Source organism: Pseudomonas sp. P106(2024) (assembly GCF_057480815.1).
The window spans coordinates 1-16,577 of the sequence record NZ_JBLIYU010000013.1; the positions used below are offsets into that span (position 1 = coordinate 1).

Here is a 16,577-nt window from a genome sequence, read left to right on the forward strand (position 1 = left end):
AAAGCACCCTGCGAAAGCGTACGCCTCGCAGGGTGCCGGGGTGACCATCTCATTAAGTAACCCGCCGTAAGGGCGGAAAGGTGAATAAGCGTCGACATCACAAATGAATGCGCATACAACTTCAAAAACAAACACTACCCGAAACTAACGAACTAACGAACTAACGAACTAACCAACAGTCAAGCCTTCAAAGCCTTCTTGGGATATATATCGTACCGACTCGACTTCCCCTCCAGACTATGACTCGGCTTGGCCCCCTCGATAATAGGCGCCTTGCGCGGCCGCTTGACCACCACCCGATGCGTGGCCAACGCCAAAGCCGCCTCGAGCAAAGCCGGTGCATCCAGGTCATCACCGACCAAAGGCCGAAACACCCGCATTTCCTTCTTCACCAACGCGCTCTTGTCCCGATGCGGAAACATCGGATCCAGGTAGATCACCTGTGGCGCCTCCCCCTCCCAAGCCCGCATCCGCTCGATCGCATTACCAGTCAACAACCGCATGCGCGCAACGATCGGAGCAATCTCCTCATCGCCACGCGCCCGCACCAGACCATCCTCCAGCAGCGCGGCAATCAACGGCTGACGCTCGATCAGGGTCATCTGGCAACCCAGGCTGGCCAGTACGAACGCATCCTTGCCCAACCCCGCCGTAGCATCGAGCACCTGCGGCCGCACGCCCTGGGCGATGCCCACGGCCTTGGCGATCATCTGCCCGTTGCCACCGCCGTACAACCGCCGGTGCGCCGCCTGCCCCTCGACGAAATCCACCCGCACCGGCCCCGGTGCCTGCGGCCCGAGCTGCTGGATCTGCAGCCCCTCGTCCCCCAGCTGCACGGCGAATTCCGCGGCTTCATCGACCAACGGCAAGCCCAGCCGCTCGGCCCATGCCTCGGCCTGCGCCTGGAACTGCGGGGCCAGTGCCTCGACCCTGATACCTGCGCCTTGCTGCTGCTCTACCATCCGTTCCCGCACTCGAAAAAAATTAATGAAACCCCGGCCAGAGCCGATACAGGCAATATCCCGCTATTCTGCCAGAGCTCAACGTCCGCGACTGCCATGTCAGACACTCTTCCCATCGGCTTGACCTACTTGTCGCCCGTCGGCAACTACGGTCGACAGAATACCCAGGCACTGGGTGGCGTCAGCCATCTGTGGCAGGATTTCTTCGCCCGGGCCATGGCAGAGCAGCCGCAAGGCGAAGTCGACTCCTTCAGCCAGGCACTGATGCAGTGCGACCAGGACAGCGGCGAACCAGTCGGCGGCGCCCGTGCCCTGGCGCTGATCGACGCCCAGCGCGCCCTGCCGGTTCACGACACCGAAGTAACCCCGCCCGAGCCCCTGTTCCTGCCCAAGGCGGAACTGGAAGCCAAGCTGCTGCCGCCCGCCCCCGAGCCCTTCGACACCGTCGAACTGATCGAGCAACAGCGACAACTCGACATCAGCAACAGCTGGCTGCGCCCGGTGGTCATGAGCCAAGGCCACCCCATCGCTGAGCCCGGCCCCGGCCCATCGCCACGGCCGCTGTTCCTGCCGATCGCCGAGTTCGAGGCCCATCTGCTCGATCCTGCGCCCGAACCCTTCGACGAGCAGACACTGGCCAAGCAGCAGAACGACCTGGAATTCGATATCCACTGGGCGCGCCCGGTGGTGCTGAACAACGTGCGCGTGCACGCCTGAGTTCAACGGCAGATCTGCCAGAACCCCATGTCCAGGTGAAAGTGGTTGTGGTGCGCGGCGTTGTAGTCCGGCCCCAGTGCCGTGCTGAAGCTTTCGCAGGCCGCCGCCTGCACTTGCCGCAGGAAGTCAGCCTTGGGGCCCTCTCCCCGCCAGTCCTGGGCCAGCACGATGCGCTGCCCATCCTTCAGACGAAAACCACTGATATCAAGCGCATTGGCCGTGGCATGCTGGCTGAGCCGGCCTTGCTTGCGGTGGTAGACATTGCGGCAGGCGAAACTGCCCAGATGATCGACCTGAACCACCGGCTGACCGAACACCCGCTGCGCCGCCGGCTGCAATCCATGCATTTCGAACAGCGAATAGGCCACCGCCAGCGGACAACTGGCGAGGAAGCTGCTGCTCAAGCGCGCCTGCCCGCCCTCCACGCGCCAGACGTTGCGCAACGGGCAAGCGGCCTGCGGCGGACTGTTACTCTGCGGGCGATAACGCAGCGTGGTGGTCTGCAAAGCCTGGCGGCATAGCTCGGGATCGTCGCGCAGGCGCGACAGCTTGTAAGGCGTCAGCAGATTCGGGGGCTGCCGAACATCCAGAGCGGCCCAGGGGTTCCAGGCAGCTGGCGGGCGCCAGCCCATCAACCAGGCGAGCAGCACAACCAACAGCAGGCTGAGCGACGCAATCAGCGCTCTACCCATGGGCCCTCAACGGCGGAACAGGTCGTTGAGCTGGGCAAATGGCAGGGCCTGCTCGCCATAGCCGAAGGTGCCCTGCTCGCGGATCTCCAGCGCGGCCCGCTGGAAGGCGCCCAACGCCGCACGCGCCAGCGACGAGCCGACACTGATGCGCTTTACACCGAGGTCCTGCAGCTGATTCACGCTCAACGGTACCCCCGGCATGCCCATCAGCACATTCACAGGCGTGGGCGCTACAGCGAGCACCACCGCCCGGATCTCGTCGACGCTGCGCAGGCCGGGGGCGTACAGCACGTCCGCTCCGGCCTCGGCATAGGCCTGCAGGCGGCGGATGGTGTCGTCCAGGTCGAGACGCCCGTGCAGCAGATTCTCTGCGCGGGCACAGAGGGTGAAGGGGAAGGACAGGCTGCGGGCGGCCGCGACGGCGGCACGCACCCGTGCCACGGAAAGCTCGAAATCGTAGATCGGTGCATCGCTACGCCCGCTGGCATCTTCGATCGAACCACCCACCAGCCCCGCTTCGCCAGCGCGCTGGATGGTCCGGGCGCAGTCTTCCGGCAGGTCGCCGAAGCCGTTTTCCAGATCGGCCGCCACCGGCAACGGCGTGGCGTCGACAATGGCACGGGCATTGTCGAGGGTCTCCTCGGGCGTCAGCGCGCCTTCGGCATCCGGCCGCCCGAGGCTGAACGCCAACCCGGCACTGGTGGTGGCCAGCGCCTCGAAGCCCAGGCTGGCCAGCATCCGTGCGGAGCCGGCATCCCACGGGTTGGGAATGACGAACGCGCCATCACGCTCATGCAGTGCCTTGAAGGCTTCGGCTCGCAGGGTTTGCACATCCATGGTTCAACCTCCGACGGTCAGATCACAGTAACCCCAGTTGTTCGACCTCAGGGGCACGCGGCAATTCAGGCAGCGCCGCCAAGCCTGGCAACAGGGTCATCAGGCGCTGGTGAAAACGCTGGGCCAGTGCCGCGGCCAGACGGTTGTCCGAGGTATGCAGAAACACATACGGGCGGCGCCCCTCCTCGATCCAGGCGGCGACCTTGTCGACCCAGGGCGTGAGAAAGCGCTCGTTGGCCTCGAGCTCGGGATGGCCGATGAACCGCACCTGCGGGTGCCGGGTAAAGGCCGCCGGGCGCGGCGGCACCTTGGGCTTCTTGGCCTGGGCATGGAGCACGGCGGGCTCGCGCGAAGCGCAGCTGAACAACGCACGCGGATCCAGGCAGATGCGCTCGACACCGCGTTCATGCAACAGGCGATTGAGTTGGCGCTCCTCCTCGCCACGGGCAAAGAACGCGTCGTTGCGCACCTCCACCGCCACCGGCACGCCGATCTCGTCGAGAAAGTGCGCTAGCTCTGCGAGCCGCGTCGGCCCGAACATCGCCGGCAACTGCAGCCAGTAAGGCGACACGCGTTCGCCCAAGGGCGCCATCAGCCGGGTGAAGTCCAGCGCCGAATCGAGCTGTTCGCGCAGGTCGCCCGCGTGGCTGACATCCCCTGGGAACTTGGCGGTGAACCGGAACCCAGCCGGCATGATCTGCGCCCAACGCTCTACCGTGGTTGGCGCGGGGCGGGCATAGAACGTGGTGTTGCCCTCGACGGCGTTGAATACCTGGCTGTACAGCCCGAGGAACTCGCTGGTACGGGCGTCGGCGGGGTACAGGTACTCGCGCCAGGCGTTTTCAGCCCAGGACGGGCAACCGAGAAAGTAAGGGAGGGGTGATGGCGTCATCCATCAAATGTACAGGTCCAGCCCCAGCACTTCCATCTCCCAGTCGGTGAAGCCGGCAGTGGTCAGGTAGCTGGCGAGCGCCGTTGAGGTCCGCCGGTCGCGGGCACGGGGGAAGATCAGGTCCTGCTGACGGGCCGGCAGGTTCTCGCCGCGACGGCTGGCGCGGCTGACCTGCGCGTCGATGTCCTCGATGATCTCGGCGTCGGCTTCGTCGATGGCTTCGTCACGCGCCGGCGCCTTGCGAGGCGCGCGCTTGATGGGGTAGCTCTGTGAGGAGAAGCCGTCGATACGCATGAAAGGGGCACTCAGGATCAATGATGGCAATTTAGCAGCATCAGGAATCCTTCGCTAATGCCCGAACTGATAACTGGACCACAGAACGCGCAAAAGGTTTTATCGTGAACGGCGATAGCCGACGAACTGCGTTCAACGCGCCTTGGGCGTAGCCACATTATCGCGCAGGTAAACCGGTTGCGCCTGCTCGGCGACGACCGCCTCCCCCCGCGCCCAGGCGAAACCGGCCAGAGTGAGGATGTCCAGTGCGCTGGGCAGGGCCACGGCATCGCTGGCCGCGACCTGCACGGCCAGCCGCTCGGCATAGCCCCAGCCGGTGCCGGCGCCGAACCAATCGCCCTCCAAGTCTTGCGGCAGCGCAACCCGATCGGGCGGCAGCACCGTTTCCTGGCCGATCAGACGCATCTCGCCCTGCTCGGCGCGGTAGCAGCCCCAGTACACCTCGTCCATGCGCGCATCGATGGCCGCGGCCACCTGCTGCACGCCTCGCTCACGCAGCGCGCCCTGGGCCAGCGCCGCCAGATTGGACACCGGCAGCACCGGACGCTCGAGAGCGAAAGCCAGCCCCTGGATCACGCCGATGGCGATACGCACGCCGGTGAAGGCGCCCGGGCCACGGCCAAAGGCGATGGCGTCCAGCGCGCTCAGCGCCACACCCGAGTCGGCCAGCAGTTGCTTGATCATCGGCAGCAGCTTCTGCGCGTGCAGGCGTGGGGCCACCTCGTAGTGACTGGTCACCTTGCCGTCGTGCAGCAGGGCGACGGAACAGGCTTCGGTGGCGGTATCCAGGGCCAACAAGGTGGTCATCGAACGAGGTATCCAGGCGACAGGGGAAAAAGAGCGGCAGTATAAACGACAACGGCCCGCAAGCGGGCCGTCGTGACGCACGGTGATGGATCAGCTCAAGGCTGCCAGCACCTTGGCGGTGATCGATTCGACCGAGCCGACGCCTTCGATGTGGCTGTACTTCGGCTTGCCAGCATTGGCGGCCGACAGCTTCTGGTAGAAGTCCACCAGTGGCTTGGTCTGGCTGTGGTAGACCGACAGGCGGTGACGCACGGTTTCTTCCTTGTCGTCATCGCGCTGGATCAGGTCTTCGCCGGTGACGTCGTCCTTGCCTTCGACCTTCGGCGGGTTGTACTGGATATGGTAGGTACGGCCCGAGGCCAGGTGCACGCGGCGACCAGCCATGCGGCCGACGATCTCTTCGTCGTCCACGGCGATCTCGACCACGGCGTCGATGTCGACGCCGGCGGCGACCATGGCTTCAGCTTGCGGGATGGTGCGCGGGAAGCCGTCGAACAGGCAGCCGTTGGCGCAGTCTGGTTGAGCGATGCGCTCCTTGACCAGGCTGATGATCAGCTCGTCGGAGACCAGCTGGCCGGCATCCATGACCTTTTTCAGCTCCAGGCCCAGCGGGGTGCCGGCCTTGACGGCGGCACGCAGCATGTCACCGGTGGAGATCTGCGGAATACCGAACTTCTCGGTGATGAACTTTGCCTGAGTACCTTTACCGGCCCCGGGAGCTCCCAGCAGAATTACGCGCATCTTGTGCTCCTCATATTTTTCTTTGCAAATCAACGGATTCGGCGCACAAGGCCAACTCCGGAAAATCGGACGAGACCGTAAAATCGGTCAAAAGGCTGCTCAAGATACACAGCGCCCGCCCCCCCGACAAGCGTCCAAAAGTGCCAGGAACGGGCCGCCCGCGGCTGGCCGGGGCACGGGTTGCGCCCGGCGCAACCGGCCGTCACGGGTTGGCGCAAGGCCAACCCGGCCCATCACCGAGACCGGTTTCGAACGACCTCAGCCGGTATTGCGCAAACCAGCCGCGATCCCCGCCACGGTCACCAGCAAGGCCTGCTCCAACGGGCTGTCCAGAGCGGCTTCACGGCTGCGCGAGCGCGCCAGCAGCTCGGCCTGCAGGCGGTGCAACGGGTCCAGGTAGGTGTTGCGCAGGCGGATGAATTCCAGGGTTTCCGGGCTGTGCGCCAGTAGCACCGGCTGCCCTGTCAGCCCCAGCACCACCTGGCACGACTGCGACAATAGGTCGCGCAGGTGCGCCCCCAGCGGCAGCAGTTCGGGTTGCACCAGACGTTCGTCGTAGGCCTCGGCGATTTGTGCATCGGCCTTGGCCAGGACCATCTCCAGCATGTCGATGCGGGTACGGAAGAACGGCCATTGCTCGCGCATCTGCGCCAGCAGCGTCCCCTGTCCGCGTGCCAGGGCATTGTTCAGCGCCGTTTCCCAGCCCAGCCAGGCCGGCAGCATCAGCCTTGTCTGGGTCCAGCCGAATATCCACGGGATCGCCCGCAGGCTCTCGATGCCGCCGGCGCGGCGCTTGGCCGGGCGGCTTCCCAGCGGCAGGCGGCCGAGTTCCTGCTCGGGGGTGGACTGGCGGAAGTACTCGACGAAGTCCGGGTTTTCGCGCACCACATCGCGGTAGGCCTTGACGCCATCGGCGGCCAACTGGTCCATCAACGCGCGCCAGGCCGGCTCCGGCGGTGGCGGCGGAAGCAGGGTCGCCTCCAGCACGGCGGCCAGGTAGAGGTTGAGGTTCTGCTCGGCAATGCCCGGCAAGCCGAACTTGAAGCGGATCATCTCGCCCTGCTCGGTGGTGCGGAAACGCCCGCCCACCGAGCCCGGCGGTTGCGACAGGATCGCCGCATGGGCCGGTCCGCCGCCGCGCCCGACCGTGCCGCCCCGGCCATGGAACAGCAGCAGCTCGACCTGGTGCTCGCGACAGATGCGCACCAGGTTCTCCTGGGCGCGGTACTGGGCCCAGGCCGCCGCGGTGGTGCCGGCGTCCTTGGCCGAGTCGGAATAGCCGATCATCACCTCCTGCGGCCCTTGCAAACCAGCGCGGTAGCCCGGCAAACCGAGCAGGCGTTCCATCACCGGGCCCGCGTTGTCCAGGTCGGCCAGGGTCTCGAACAACGGCACCACGCGCATCGACCGGGTCAGCCCGGCCTCCTTAAGCAACAATTGCACCGCCAGCACATCGGAGGCCGCGCCGGCCATGGAGATCACGTACGACCCCAGCGACGCCGCAGGCGCGGCGGCAATCTCGCGGCAGGTGGCGAGCACCTCGGCCGTCTCGGCCTGGGGCTGGAAATGCGCCGGCAACAGCGGGCGACGGTTGTTCAGTTCGGCCTGAAGGAACGTGATGCGTCGCTCCTCGTCCCACTCGGCATAGCGACCGAGGCCGAGGTAGTCGGTGATTTCCGACAGTGCATCGCGGTGGCGGGCGGCATCTTGGCGCACGTCCAGGCGCACCAGGAACAGGCCGAAGGTCACCGCGCGGCGAAGGCAGTCAAGCAACGGGCCGTCGGCGATCACACCCATGCCGCATTCATGCAGCGACTGATAGGCCAGTTCCAGCGGCGCGATCAGCTCGCGATTGTCCACCAGTACCGCAGCACTGGCAGGTTGTGTGCTCGTCAGCGAGGCATGGGCCCAGGCACGGGTGGCGCGCAGGCGATCGCGCAGTTGCTTGAGCAGGGCGCGATAGGGTTCGGCGCTGTCGCCGACCTTGTCTTTCAGCGCGGCGCTGGCCTGCTGCATGGACAGCTCGGCGGCCAGGCCGTCGATATCGCGCAGGAACAGGTCGGCGGCCATCCAGCGCGCCAGCAGCAGGACTTCGCGGGTGACCGCCGCCGTAACGTTGGGGTTGCCGTCGCGGTCACCGCCCATCCAGGAGGCGAAGCGCACCGGCGCCGACTCCAGCGGCAGGCGCAGCCCGGTGGCCTCGAACAAGGCCGCGTCGACCTTGCGCAGGTGGTTGGGGATCGCCTGCCACAACGAGTGTTCGATGACCGCAAAGCCCCACTTGGCTTCATCCACCGGGGTCGGCCGGGTGCGACGGATCTCCTCGGTGTGCCAGGCCTCGGCGATCAGGCGGCGCAAGCGTTCACGCACCTGCTGGCGCTCGCCGGGAACGAGGTCGCGGTGGTCCTGCGCGGCCAGTTGCGCGGCAATGGCGTCGTACTTCTGGATCAGGGTGCGGCGGGCCACCTCGGTGGGATGGGCGGTAAGCACCAGCTCGATGTTCAGCCTGGCCAGTTGCCGGGCCAGCTCATCGTTGCCGTGGCCCGCCGCCTTCAGCCGCGCCAGCAGTTCCGGCAGCACCCGCGCCTCGAACGGCTCGGGCTGGTCGGCGTCGCGGCGCCGGATAAGCTGATACTGCTCGGCGATGTTGGCCAGGTTGAGAAACTGGTTGAATGCCCGCGCCACCGGCAGCAGGTCCTCCTCGGCCAGGTCGCCCAGGGTCGAGCTCAGTCGCTCGCCCTGCCCGCGCCGGTCGGCCTTGGCGCTGTGGCGGATGTCCTCGATCTTCTGCAGGAACGCCTCGCCATGCTGCTGGCGGATGGTCTCGCCCAGCAGTTCTCCCAAAAGGTGCACATCCTCGCGCAAGCGCAGATCGATATCACTCATCAGCCTTCTCCACTCCAGGAAACCGCATGCGCCCAAGAGTGCCCACTCGCGCCCGCGCCTGGCAAGCCAGAAGCGGCCAGAGCAACTAAAGTGAACACAGGACATCCGAAGCAATGCCACTACCAGGCTTTGACAGAGAGGTCATCATGAAAATTCGCCAACTCGCCGAGCACTGGGAACAGAACGCCGCCGGCCTCCTGAGTCCCACCGGCCATGTCCTGCACCTGGACATGGAAGCCGAAGCGCGCCTGGCCGCGCTGATCGACATGTACCCCAAGCGCAGCCCCGAGGAACTGCTGGGCGAATTGGTGGCGGCGGCGCTCGAGGAACTGGAAGCCAGCTTCCCCTACATCAAGGGCCAGCAGGTGATCGCCACCGACGAAGAAGGCGACCCGCTGTACGAGGATATCGGCCCCACACCACGCTTCCTGGCCCTCTCCCGACGCCACCTGCAAGCCCTCGGCAGGGTGCGCAAGGAGCCGTCGCACTGAACCTTTCCGGGTGCCGGGCGAAGCCCGGCATACCGTCATCCACGGCGGAAGTTCCAGGAAAAATCCGCTGACTGATTAGTCAGAAAAAAATACCTTTAGCGTGCAAATTTTTCTGAACTATTCAAAAAATGCCTGGGTCACAGCCAATAGCCATCACGGCAAAACCCTGTAAACACGGGCCTTTGCGCCCGACGCTGGCCACAGGGGAACAGCGATAGCCACCGCGTGGCATCGTCGTTTAACAGGAGTGACCCAATGGAGTTGACCACCATGAAGACCCGCATCGCACAACCTTCCTCCACTCACCTGCGCGGGCTCAAGCTGGCCGCGCTGGCCCTGGGCAGCAGCCTGGTGCTGGCCGGCTGCGCGGGCAAGCCGCCGACCGAGCAATACGCCGTGACCCAATCGGCGGTCAACTCGGCGGTCAGTGCAGGTGGCACCGAATTCGCCGCGGTGGAGATGAAGGCTGCCCAGGACAAGTTCAAGAAGGCCGAGATCGCCATGCACGACAAGCAGTACGACCAGGCCAAGCTGCTGGCCGAACAAGCCGAATGGGACGCCCGCGTCGCCGAGCGCAAGGCCCAGGCAGCCAAGGCCCAGAAAGCCGTACAGGATGCCCGCCAGGGTATCAACGACGTACGCGAGGAAGGCCTGCGCAGCGCCGAATGAGCCCTGCCCAGCCTCATGAGCCTTCGTTAACGATCAAAGGATGAACACTATGCGCAACTACGTCATGATTCCCGCCCTGCTGGCCTTGAGCGTGGGCCTTGCCGCCTGCTCCCACGACCCGAACGCCAACCTGGAGTCGGCCCGCACCAACTTCTCCGCCCTGCAGAGCGACCCACAGTCGAGCAAAGTGGCCGCGCTCGAGACCAAGGACGCTCAGGACTGGCTGAACAAGGCCGACAAAGCCTACATGGATCGCGAGGACTCGAAAAAAGTCGACCAGCTCGCCTACCTGACCAACCAGCGTGTCGAAGTGGCCAAGCAGACCATTGCCCTGCGTAGCGCCGAGGCCGAACTCAAGAACGCCGCCGCCCAGCGCGCCCAGGCCAAGCTGGACGCCCGCGACGCGCAGATCAAGAAGCTGCAGGACAGCCTGAACGCCAAGCAGACCGACCGTGGCACCCTGGTGACCTTCGGTGACGTGCTGTTCGACTTCAACAAGGCCGTGCTCAAGAGCAGCGCTTACCCCAACGTCACCAAGCTGGCCCAGTTCCTCCAGGAGAACCCTGAGCGCAAGGTGATCGTCGAGGGCTATACCGACAGCGTTGGTTCGGCCAACTACAACCAGACCCTGTCCGAGCGTCGCGCCGGTGCGGTGCGCATGGCACTGGTACGTGCCGGCGTCGATCCAGCACGCATCGTCGCCCAGGGCTACGGCAAGGAGTACCCGGTGGCCGACAACAGCAGCAACTCGGGCCGCGCGCAGAACCGTCGGGTGGAGGTGACCATCTCCAACGACAACCAGCCGGTGGCACCGCGCTCGGTGAGCCAGATCCAGTAATCGCTAGTGCTTGAGTGAAGAACCCCGCCTGATGGCGGGGTTTTTCATGGCTTGGGATTGAACATCGTGCAGGTGACGCCTCGTGGGGCAAGCCCGCTCCCACGCAAAAAACATCTTCTTGAAACCTGGTCTGGCACCGACCCGATCTGAAGGTCAGGACACGCTCACTGCACCTGCTGCGGCGTCTCCTGCCCCATGCAACGCACCGCGCGCTTGCGGTTGTCTACCAGCACCCCGGTCAGGCCCTTCTGCTCGGTGTCGAACAGCACCAGCACGCCATCGATGCACTGCGCCACCTGTGGCGCCGGCGTCAGCGAGACCTTGTAGTCTTCCCCCGGAATGGTCTTGAGCATGGTGAAATCCTGCAGCAACAGCGCATCCTCGGGCTTGGCGAAATGCAGGTAGCCGTAGTACCAGAGGGCTCCCACCGTCACGATGATGCTGCCGACACCGGTCAGGATCAGCGGGATGGCGTTGCGTTCTTCACTCATTGCTAGTTCTTCTCGTCAGGGTAGTTGGGTACTTCGGCCAGGCGGCGCAGGCCGTTGAAATGGGTAGGGTCTTCCAGGAAACGCAGCATCACCTGACGCCAGGTCGGATCGGCGAAGGTCTGCACATGGCCGCCCCGGGTCAATTGCAGCACCCGGGGCGGCGGCGCCTGGCGGTACAGGCGCAGGCCGTTGTCCAATGGTACGAGGTTGTCGTCGATGCTGTGGAAGAACAGCTTCGGCGGGCTGTCCAGGCGGGCGATCGAGTTGACCGCGCTGTCGCCGTCCGGCACCAGCCACGACAGCGGCACCTGCAGCGGCCAGGTCATCCACGAAGTGCTCAGGGCATATCGCCCCACCGCCCGGTAGCTGGCGGGCACGCCATCGAACACCAGGGCGCTGAAGCGTCGGCGCTGCTCGGGGTGCTGGGCCAGGTAGTGGATGGCCATGGCCCCTCCGAGGCTCTGGCCGAGCAGCACCAGCGGCCGGCCCTGGGCCTGGGGCGCCTTGTCGAGCCAGTCCAGCGCCGCGCCGATGTCGCCGTACACTTCAGGCAATGTCGGCTTGCCCTGGGACAGCCCATAACCGCGATAGTCGATCATCAACACCTGGTAGCCTGCTTTCGGCAGCCAGTAGCTGCCGCCCAGGTGCCAGGCCAGGTTGCCGCCATTGCCATGCAGGTGCAGCACCGTGCCCTTGACCTCGACACCCTGCGGCACGGGCAGCCACCAGCCATGCAGGCGCGTGCCGTCGGCGGCCCTGAGGGTCAGGTCCTGATACTGCAGATGGGCCCTTTGCGGGGTGAACGGCTGACCGGGCTCGGGATAGAACAGCAGGCTGCTGCAACCGCCCAACAGCAGCAGCCCGAGGCCGAAGGCGAGGTGACGGCAGGCGTCAGAGAATGTTCGCGTAGTCGGCTTCAATACGGTCCAGGCTCAGGTGGTTGAGGAAGTTGGAGAAGCACATCCAGGCCGACAGCGCGTTGAGGTCGCGGAACTGCTCGGGCAGGTACTTGGGCGGTTCGACCAGCCCTTCCTCGACCAGCTGGCGCAGCGTGCGCATGTCTTCCAAGGTGGTCTTGCCGCAGAACAGCAAAGGGATCTGCTCGAGCTTGCCCTTCTTCACGGCCAACTGAATGTAGTTGTAAACCATGATGAAGCCCTTGAGGTAGGACAAGTCCTTGGTGAATGGCAGGCCGTTGGGCACCGAGCCACGGAACACCCGGCTGGCGTTGCTGTAGCTCTGCCCCATCTCGAAGCCCTGGCCGCGGAAGAACTCGAAGACCTGCAGGAAGTCGGCGCCCTCCTCCACCATGTGGATGGCACGGGTACGGTTGGTGAGCTTGCGCAGACGGCTGGGGTAGGAGGCGAAGGCGATCACCTCCATGAGGATCGCCAGGCCCTCCTGGGTCACCGTCGACGAGGGCGGGCCCTTGGCCAGGAAAGTACAGATCGGCTGGTTCAGCCCGTTGAGGGTAGTGCCGACGTGCACCAGGCCTTCATGCACTTCCAGGGCGCGCACGTCGCGGCTGTTGAACATGGCGTCGGCGCGCACCTTGATGTAGTCGGCCCCGGCCGCGGCGTCGGCAACGATGCCGTCGGACTCGAACACGCGGATGGTCTCCTCGGCCTCGCCGAACACCTTGTTCAAGCGACGCTGGAGGATCTCCACCGCTTCCTTGGCCGTGAGGTTCTTCGGCTCGTCCTTCAGGTCGCCGCGACCGTCGATGTTGTTCAGGTAATCCGAGAGCATCAGGCCCAGGTCGGCCAGGGTCGGGTCGCCGGCGTGGAAGGCGTCGGAGGCGGCGCCATAGAGCTCCTGAGAGATCAGCCCGAAGTCCTCGGTGCCGCGTGCCTCGAGCATGCGCACCACCATGCGGTATTCCTTGCACATGCGCCGCATGATCTGCCCGACCGGATTGAACTGGCCCAACTGCCGGGTGATGTCGCGCTCGATACTCTGGAACTCGGCCTTCACCGCGCTGGAGTCGAACGACAGCGGGCGGTTCTGGTAGTAGGCACGGTCCACCGCTGGTGGCTCCTTGCCCTTGGCCTTGAGAAAGCCCTGGCGGATGCCATCGTCCCATTTCACCGCGTCAAGCACGCGGATCGGGGTCTGCGTGGCGACGATGCGGTCGGACAGCGTGCGTATGGTCTGCTGGTACTCGTCCACGCGGGACTCCTTCTTGAAGCCTCATCGCGGGGCAAGCCCGCTCCCACAACCAGGAGCGGGCTTGCCCCGCGACGAGGCCGGTATGCTCACGGCTATTTACCGGAACGCTGGAAGCGCGCCACCTCGACGAACAGATCGGAGTTGGCGGGATCTTCCAGATACGCCAGCACCCGCTCGGTCGGGCTGTCGATCAGCACGCCCTCGCCGTTATCTTCCGGCACTTCGGTGTTGTGTCCGCTCAGTTCTTTCTTGGCGACAGCCTGCTGCACCTGCTCGACATCGAGGTTGTAGACCACCAGCTGCTTGCCGTCGATCACCTCGAAGCCACCGATCAGGAAATTGCCACCCAGGCGCTTGGGCACCCCGGCCGACAGGTACCAGCGGTTGCCGTGCCGGGCCACGGTGAAGGCGTATTCCTCGGGGGCCTTGCCCTGGGCACGGGCCACCGCTTTGTAGGTATTGCCACCCGCGCGGCTGATGCTCAGTTTCAGCGGCTGGCCCCAGGCATCCTTGCTGCTCCACTGCCCGAGCAGGGCCTTGGGCGCCGGCTGGTTGGCCGGCAGTGGCTCGTCGAACGTCACCAGACAACCGCCCAGCAGGAGGAATGACAAGGTCAACAACACCACACGCCAGGCTTTCATCAGGTTCTCCTTGAAAAGTCGTTCGCCACTCAGGCCGAAGCCAGCACCATCTGCAGGTATCGGACAAGGATAGCGAGCATCTGCTCATCGGCCTGCGCATTCGCATCCTTGAGCAGGCCCTGATATTCCATCTGCTCGATTATCGCCGTCAACATCTGGGCATCCTGCTCGGGCTGGCGCGAGCCGACAACCTGCAGGATCTGCCGTGCGCCATGCAGCAGGATCTGCTCGTGGGCCTGCACCAGCTCGGCCAGGCGCGGGCACAGAAGCGCCTCCTGGCGGAAGGCCTGCTCGGCCATGAGGAAGTCGCGGCGGTTGTTCAGCTGGCGCAGGACGTAGTCGGCCAGCATGCGCGCCACTTCATCGGCCAGGTGCGCCCGGGCCTCGGGGGTGCCGTCGCCCTGGGCCAGCAACTGGCGCAGCACACCTTCGGTGTTGGTCCACAGCTTGGCCATGTAAGCCGCGCTGCGTTCGACGTACTGGGCGAAGGTATCGGCCAGCAGGTCCTGGATATCCTTGAAGTAGTAGGTGGTGGCCGACAACGGCACGCCGGCCTCGGCAGCCACGGCACGGTGGCGCACGCCGCGCACGCCATCGCGCACGACGATGCGCATGGCGGCGTCGAGGATCTGCTGGCGGCGCTGCTCGCTGCCCTGGCGGGCGGTCTTGCGGCCCTGATACTGCACGCTCTCGGCGACGGCGGTGGCGATACCGGCGGCACCCTGGTGGGGCATTGCGGGGGTCACTCTGGTTTACCTCACGAACAGTGGGTTGCCTGCCCGGCAATGAGGCCGGCACTGACAACATAAAGCTTCAGGCATGAAAAAGCCGCCTCGAAAGGCGGCTTGTTCAGATCGCTCAGGCCTGTGGACGCATGTGCGGGAACAGGATCACGTCGCGGATCGACGGCGAGTTGGTCAGCAGCATCACCAGGCGGTCGATGCCGATGCCTTCACCGGCGGTCGGCGGCATGCCGTATTCCAGGGCGCGGACGAAGTCGGCATCGTAGTGCATGGCCTCGTCGTCACCGGCGTCCTTTTCGGCCACCTGGGCCAGGAAGCGCTCGGCCTGGTCTTCGGCATCGTTGAGCTCGGAGTAGGCGTTGGCAATCTCGCGGCCACCGATGAACAGCTCGAAGCGGTCGGTCACGGCCGGGTTGTCGTCGTTGCGACGGGCCAGCGGCGACACTTCGAACGGGTACTCGGTGATGAAGTGCGGCTGTTCCAGCTTGTGCTCGACCAACTCTTCGAAAATCATCACCTGCAGCTTGCCCAGGCCTTCGTGGCCGAGCACCTTGGCGCCGGCTTTCTTGGCGATCTCGCGGGCACGGTCGACGTCCTGCAGGTCGGCGGCGGTGAGCTCCGGGTTGTACTTGAGGATCGAGTCGAACACCGACAGGCGCACGAACGGCTCGCCGAAGTGGAACACCTTGTCGCCATACGGCACGTCGGTGCTGCCCAGTACCAGCTGCGCCAGCTCGCGGAACAGTTCCTCGGTGAGGTCCATGTTGTCGCGGTAGTCGGCGTAGGCCTGGTAGAACTCGAGCATGGTGAATTCAGGGTTGTGACGAGTCGAAACGCCTTCGTTACGGAAGTTGCGGTTGATCTCGAACACCTTCTCGAAACCACCGACCACCAGGCGCTTGAGGTACAGCTCCGGCGCGATGCGCAGGAACATGGCCATGTCCAGGGCGTTGTGGTGAGTTTCGAACGGCTTGGCCGCGGCGCCGCCGGGGATGGTCTGCAGCATCGGGGTTTCGACTTCGAGGAAGTCGCGCTCGATGAGGAACTTGCGGATGTGCGAGATCACCTGCGAACGCACACGGAAGGTGTGGCGGGTTTCCTCGTTGACCATCAGGTCGACGTAGCGCTGGCGGTAGCGCTGCTCGGTGTCGGTCAGGCCGTGGTGCTTGTCCGGCAGTGGGCGCAGCGACTTGGTCAGCAGGCGCACGCGGGTCATCTCGACGTACAGGTCACCCTTGCCGGAACGGGCCAGGGTGCCCTCGGCGCTGATGATGTCACCCAGGTCCCAGGTCTTGACCGCGGCCAGGGTCTCTTCCGGCAGGGTCTTGCGATTGACGTAGACCTGGATGCGGCCGGTCATGTCCTGGATGACCATGAACGAGCCACGGTTGAGCATGATGCGACCGGCGACCTTGACCGGGATGGCGGCTGCTTCCAGCTCTTCCTTGGTCTTGTCCGCGTACTGTTTCTGCAGGTCGTTGCAGTAGCTGTCGCGGCGGAAGTCGTTGGGGAAGGCATTGCCCTTGGCGCGCTCGGCGGCAAGTTTTTCCTTGCGCAGGGCGATCAGGGCGTTTTCTTCCTGTTGCAGGTCTTGCGCTTCGGTCTTGAGGTCGCTCATGTCGTCATTCTTTCCATCAGGTGTTCGTTGCCCCTGTCGGGCAGGGCACGCGATACGGGCCCTGGGCCTCGTATCGCGGCGGTGGTGTG

18 protein-coding genes are annotated in these 16,577 nt (G+C 65.1%); 4 read left to right on the top strand and 14 right to left on the bottom strand.

The features are described 5' to 3' along the window. Positions 1-179: 179 nt before the first annotated feature. Positions 180-962 carry a class I SAM-dependent methyltransferase gene (locus AC25M7_RS19210; protein WP_028691558.1) on the bottom strand — a complete coding sequence of 261 codons (783 nt, stop codon included), beginning with the start codon at positions 960-962 and terminating at the stop codon, positions 180-182. 96 nt (positions 963-1,058) lie between these two features. On the opposite strand from AC25M7_RS19210, the gene AC25M7_RS19215 reads away from it, so the two are divergent. Continuing rightward, positions 1,059-1,679: a hypothetical protein gene (locus tag AC25M7_RS19215; protein ID WP_062360526.1), complete on the top strand. Its 621-nt coding sequence runs from the start codon at positions 1,059-1,061 to the stop codon at positions 1,677-1,679. 2 nt (positions 1,680-1,681) lie between these two features. Here AC25M7_RS19215 and AC25M7_RS19220 read toward each other — a convergent pair whose 3' ends face one another. The 7 genes from AC25M7_RS19220 to ppc all read right to left on the bottom strand — a co-directional run bounded on the left by AC25M7_RS19220 (position 1,682) and on the right by ppc (position 8,828). Continuing rightward, positions 1,682-2,371, bottom strand: coding sequence for an extensin-like domain-containing protein (locus AC25M7_RS19220; RefSeq protein WP_062360525.1), 690 nt, complete (start codon positions 2,369-2,371; stop codon positions 1,682-1,684). Positions 2,372-2,377: 6 nt separating this feature from the next. Beyond that, positions 2,378-3,208, bottom strand: coding sequence for an isocitrate lyase/PEP mutase family protein (locus AC25M7_RS19225; RefSeq protein WP_062360523.1), 831 nt, complete (start codon positions 3,206-3,208; stop codon positions 2,378-2,380). A gap of 22 nt (positions 3,209-3,230) precedes the next feature. Continuing rightward, the gene (locus AC25M7_RS19230) at positions 3,231-4,100 is read right to left on the bottom strand and encodes a DUF72 domain-containing protein (protein ID WP_069016775.1); all 870 of its coding nucleotides are present in this window, start codon (positions 4,098-4,100) and stop codon (positions 3,231-3,233) included. A gap of 3 nt (positions 4,101-4,103) precedes the next feature. After that, complete coding sequence (locus AC25M7_RS19235; protein WP_028691563.1) at positions 4,104-4,394, bottom strand: hypothetical protein; 291 nt, start codon at positions 4,392-4,394, stop codon at positions 4,104-4,106. A gap of 132 nt (positions 4,395-4,526) precedes the next feature. Beyond that, positions 4,527-5,201, bottom strand: coding sequence for a tRNA (adenosine(37)-N6)-threonylcarbamoyltransferase complex dimerization subunit type 1 TsaB (tsaB, locus tag AC25M7_RS19240; RefSeq protein WP_236248243.1), 675 nt, complete (start codon positions 5,199-5,201; stop codon positions 4,527-4,529). Positions 5,202-5,291: 90 nt separating this feature from the next. Continuing rightward, the gene (gene adk, locus AC25M7_RS19245; protein ID WP_028691565.1) at positions 5,292-5,942 is read right to left on the bottom strand and encodes an adenylate kinase; all 651 of its coding nucleotides are present in this window, start codon (positions 5,940-5,942) and stop codon (positions 5,292-5,294) included. A gap of 258 nt (positions 5,943-6,200) precedes the next feature. Beyond that, positions 6,201-8,828: a phosphoenolpyruvate carboxylase gene (ppc, locus tag AC25M7_RS19250; protein WP_236248242.1), complete on the bottom strand. Its 2,628-nt coding sequence runs from the start codon at positions 8,826-8,828 to the stop codon at positions 6,201-6,203. A gap of 146 nt (positions 8,829-8,974) precedes the next feature. Here ppc and AC25M7_RS19255 point away from each other — a divergent pair, with 146 nt between their 5' ends. From AC25M7_RS19255 to lptF, 3 genes are all read left to right on the top strand, one after another. Then, positions 8,975-9,319, top strand: coding sequence for a hypothetical protein (locus AC25M7_RS19255; RefSeq protein ID WP_028691567.1), 345 nt, complete (start codon positions 8,975-8,977; stop codon positions 9,317-9,319). Positions 9,320-9,574: 255 nt separating this feature from the next. Then, positions 9,575-9,988, top strand: a complete 414-nt coding sequence (locus AC25M7_RS19260) for a DUF4398 domain-containing protein (protein WP_028691568.1) — start codon at positions 9,575-9,577, stop codon at positions 9,986-9,988. Positions 9,989-10,037: 49 nt separating this feature from the next. Beyond that, positions 10,038-10,826, top strand: coding sequence for a lipotoxin F family OmpA-related lipoprotein LptF (gene lptF / locus AC25M7_RS19265; protein WP_028691569.1), 789 nt, complete (start codon positions 10,038-10,040; stop codon positions 10,824-10,826). 164 nt (positions 10,827-10,990) lie between these two features. Here lptF and AC25M7_RS19270 read toward each other — a convergent pair whose 3' ends face one another. The 6 genes from AC25M7_RS19270 to lysS all read right to left on the bottom strand — a co-directional run bounded on the left by AC25M7_RS19270 (position 10,991) and on the right by lysS (position 16,488). Beyond that, the gene (locus AC25M7_RS19270) at positions 10,991-11,317 is read right to left on the bottom strand and encodes a PA3694 family proteiin (protein WP_028691570.1); all 327 of its coding nucleotides are present in this window, start codon (positions 11,315-11,317) and stop codon (positions 10,991-10,993) included. Positions 11,318-11,319: 2 nt separating this feature from the next. After that, complete coding sequence (locus AC25M7_RS19275) at positions 11,320-12,237, bottom strand: alpha/beta hydrolase (RefSeq protein WP_062360517.1); 918 nt, start codon at positions 12,235-12,237, stop codon at positions 11,320-11,322. Continuing rightward, a complete protein-coding gene (locus tag AC25M7_RS19280; protein WP_028691572.1) occupies positions 12,209-13,486 on the bottom strand; it encodes a flavohemoglobin expression-modulating QEGLA motif protein in 1,278 nt (425 codons plus the stop codon). Before AC25M7_RS19280 ends, AC25M7_RS19275 begins: the two co-directional genes overlap by 29 nt. A 92-nt stretch (positions 13,487-13,578) precedes the next feature. Further along, positions 13,579-14,127 (bottom strand): LolA-like protein, encoded by a 549-nt coding sequence (locus tag AC25M7_RS19285; RefSeq protein WP_486971367.1) that lies wholly within the window; start codon positions 14,125-14,127, stop codon positions 13,579-13,581. Positions 14,128-14,156: 29 nt separating this feature from the next. Beyond that, complete coding sequence (locus AC25M7_RS19290) at positions 14,157-14,861, bottom strand: TetR/AcrR family transcriptional regulator (protein WP_062360515.1); 705 nt, start codon at positions 14,859-14,861, stop codon at positions 14,157-14,159. Between the two features lie 124 nt (positions 14,862-14,985). Further along, entirely contained in the window at positions 14,986-16,488 is a 1,503-nt protein-coding gene (gene lysS, locus AC25M7_RS19295) for a lysine--tRNA ligase (RefSeq protein WP_028691575.1), read from the bottom strand. Between the last annotated feature and the right edge of the window lie 89 nt (positions 16,489-16,577).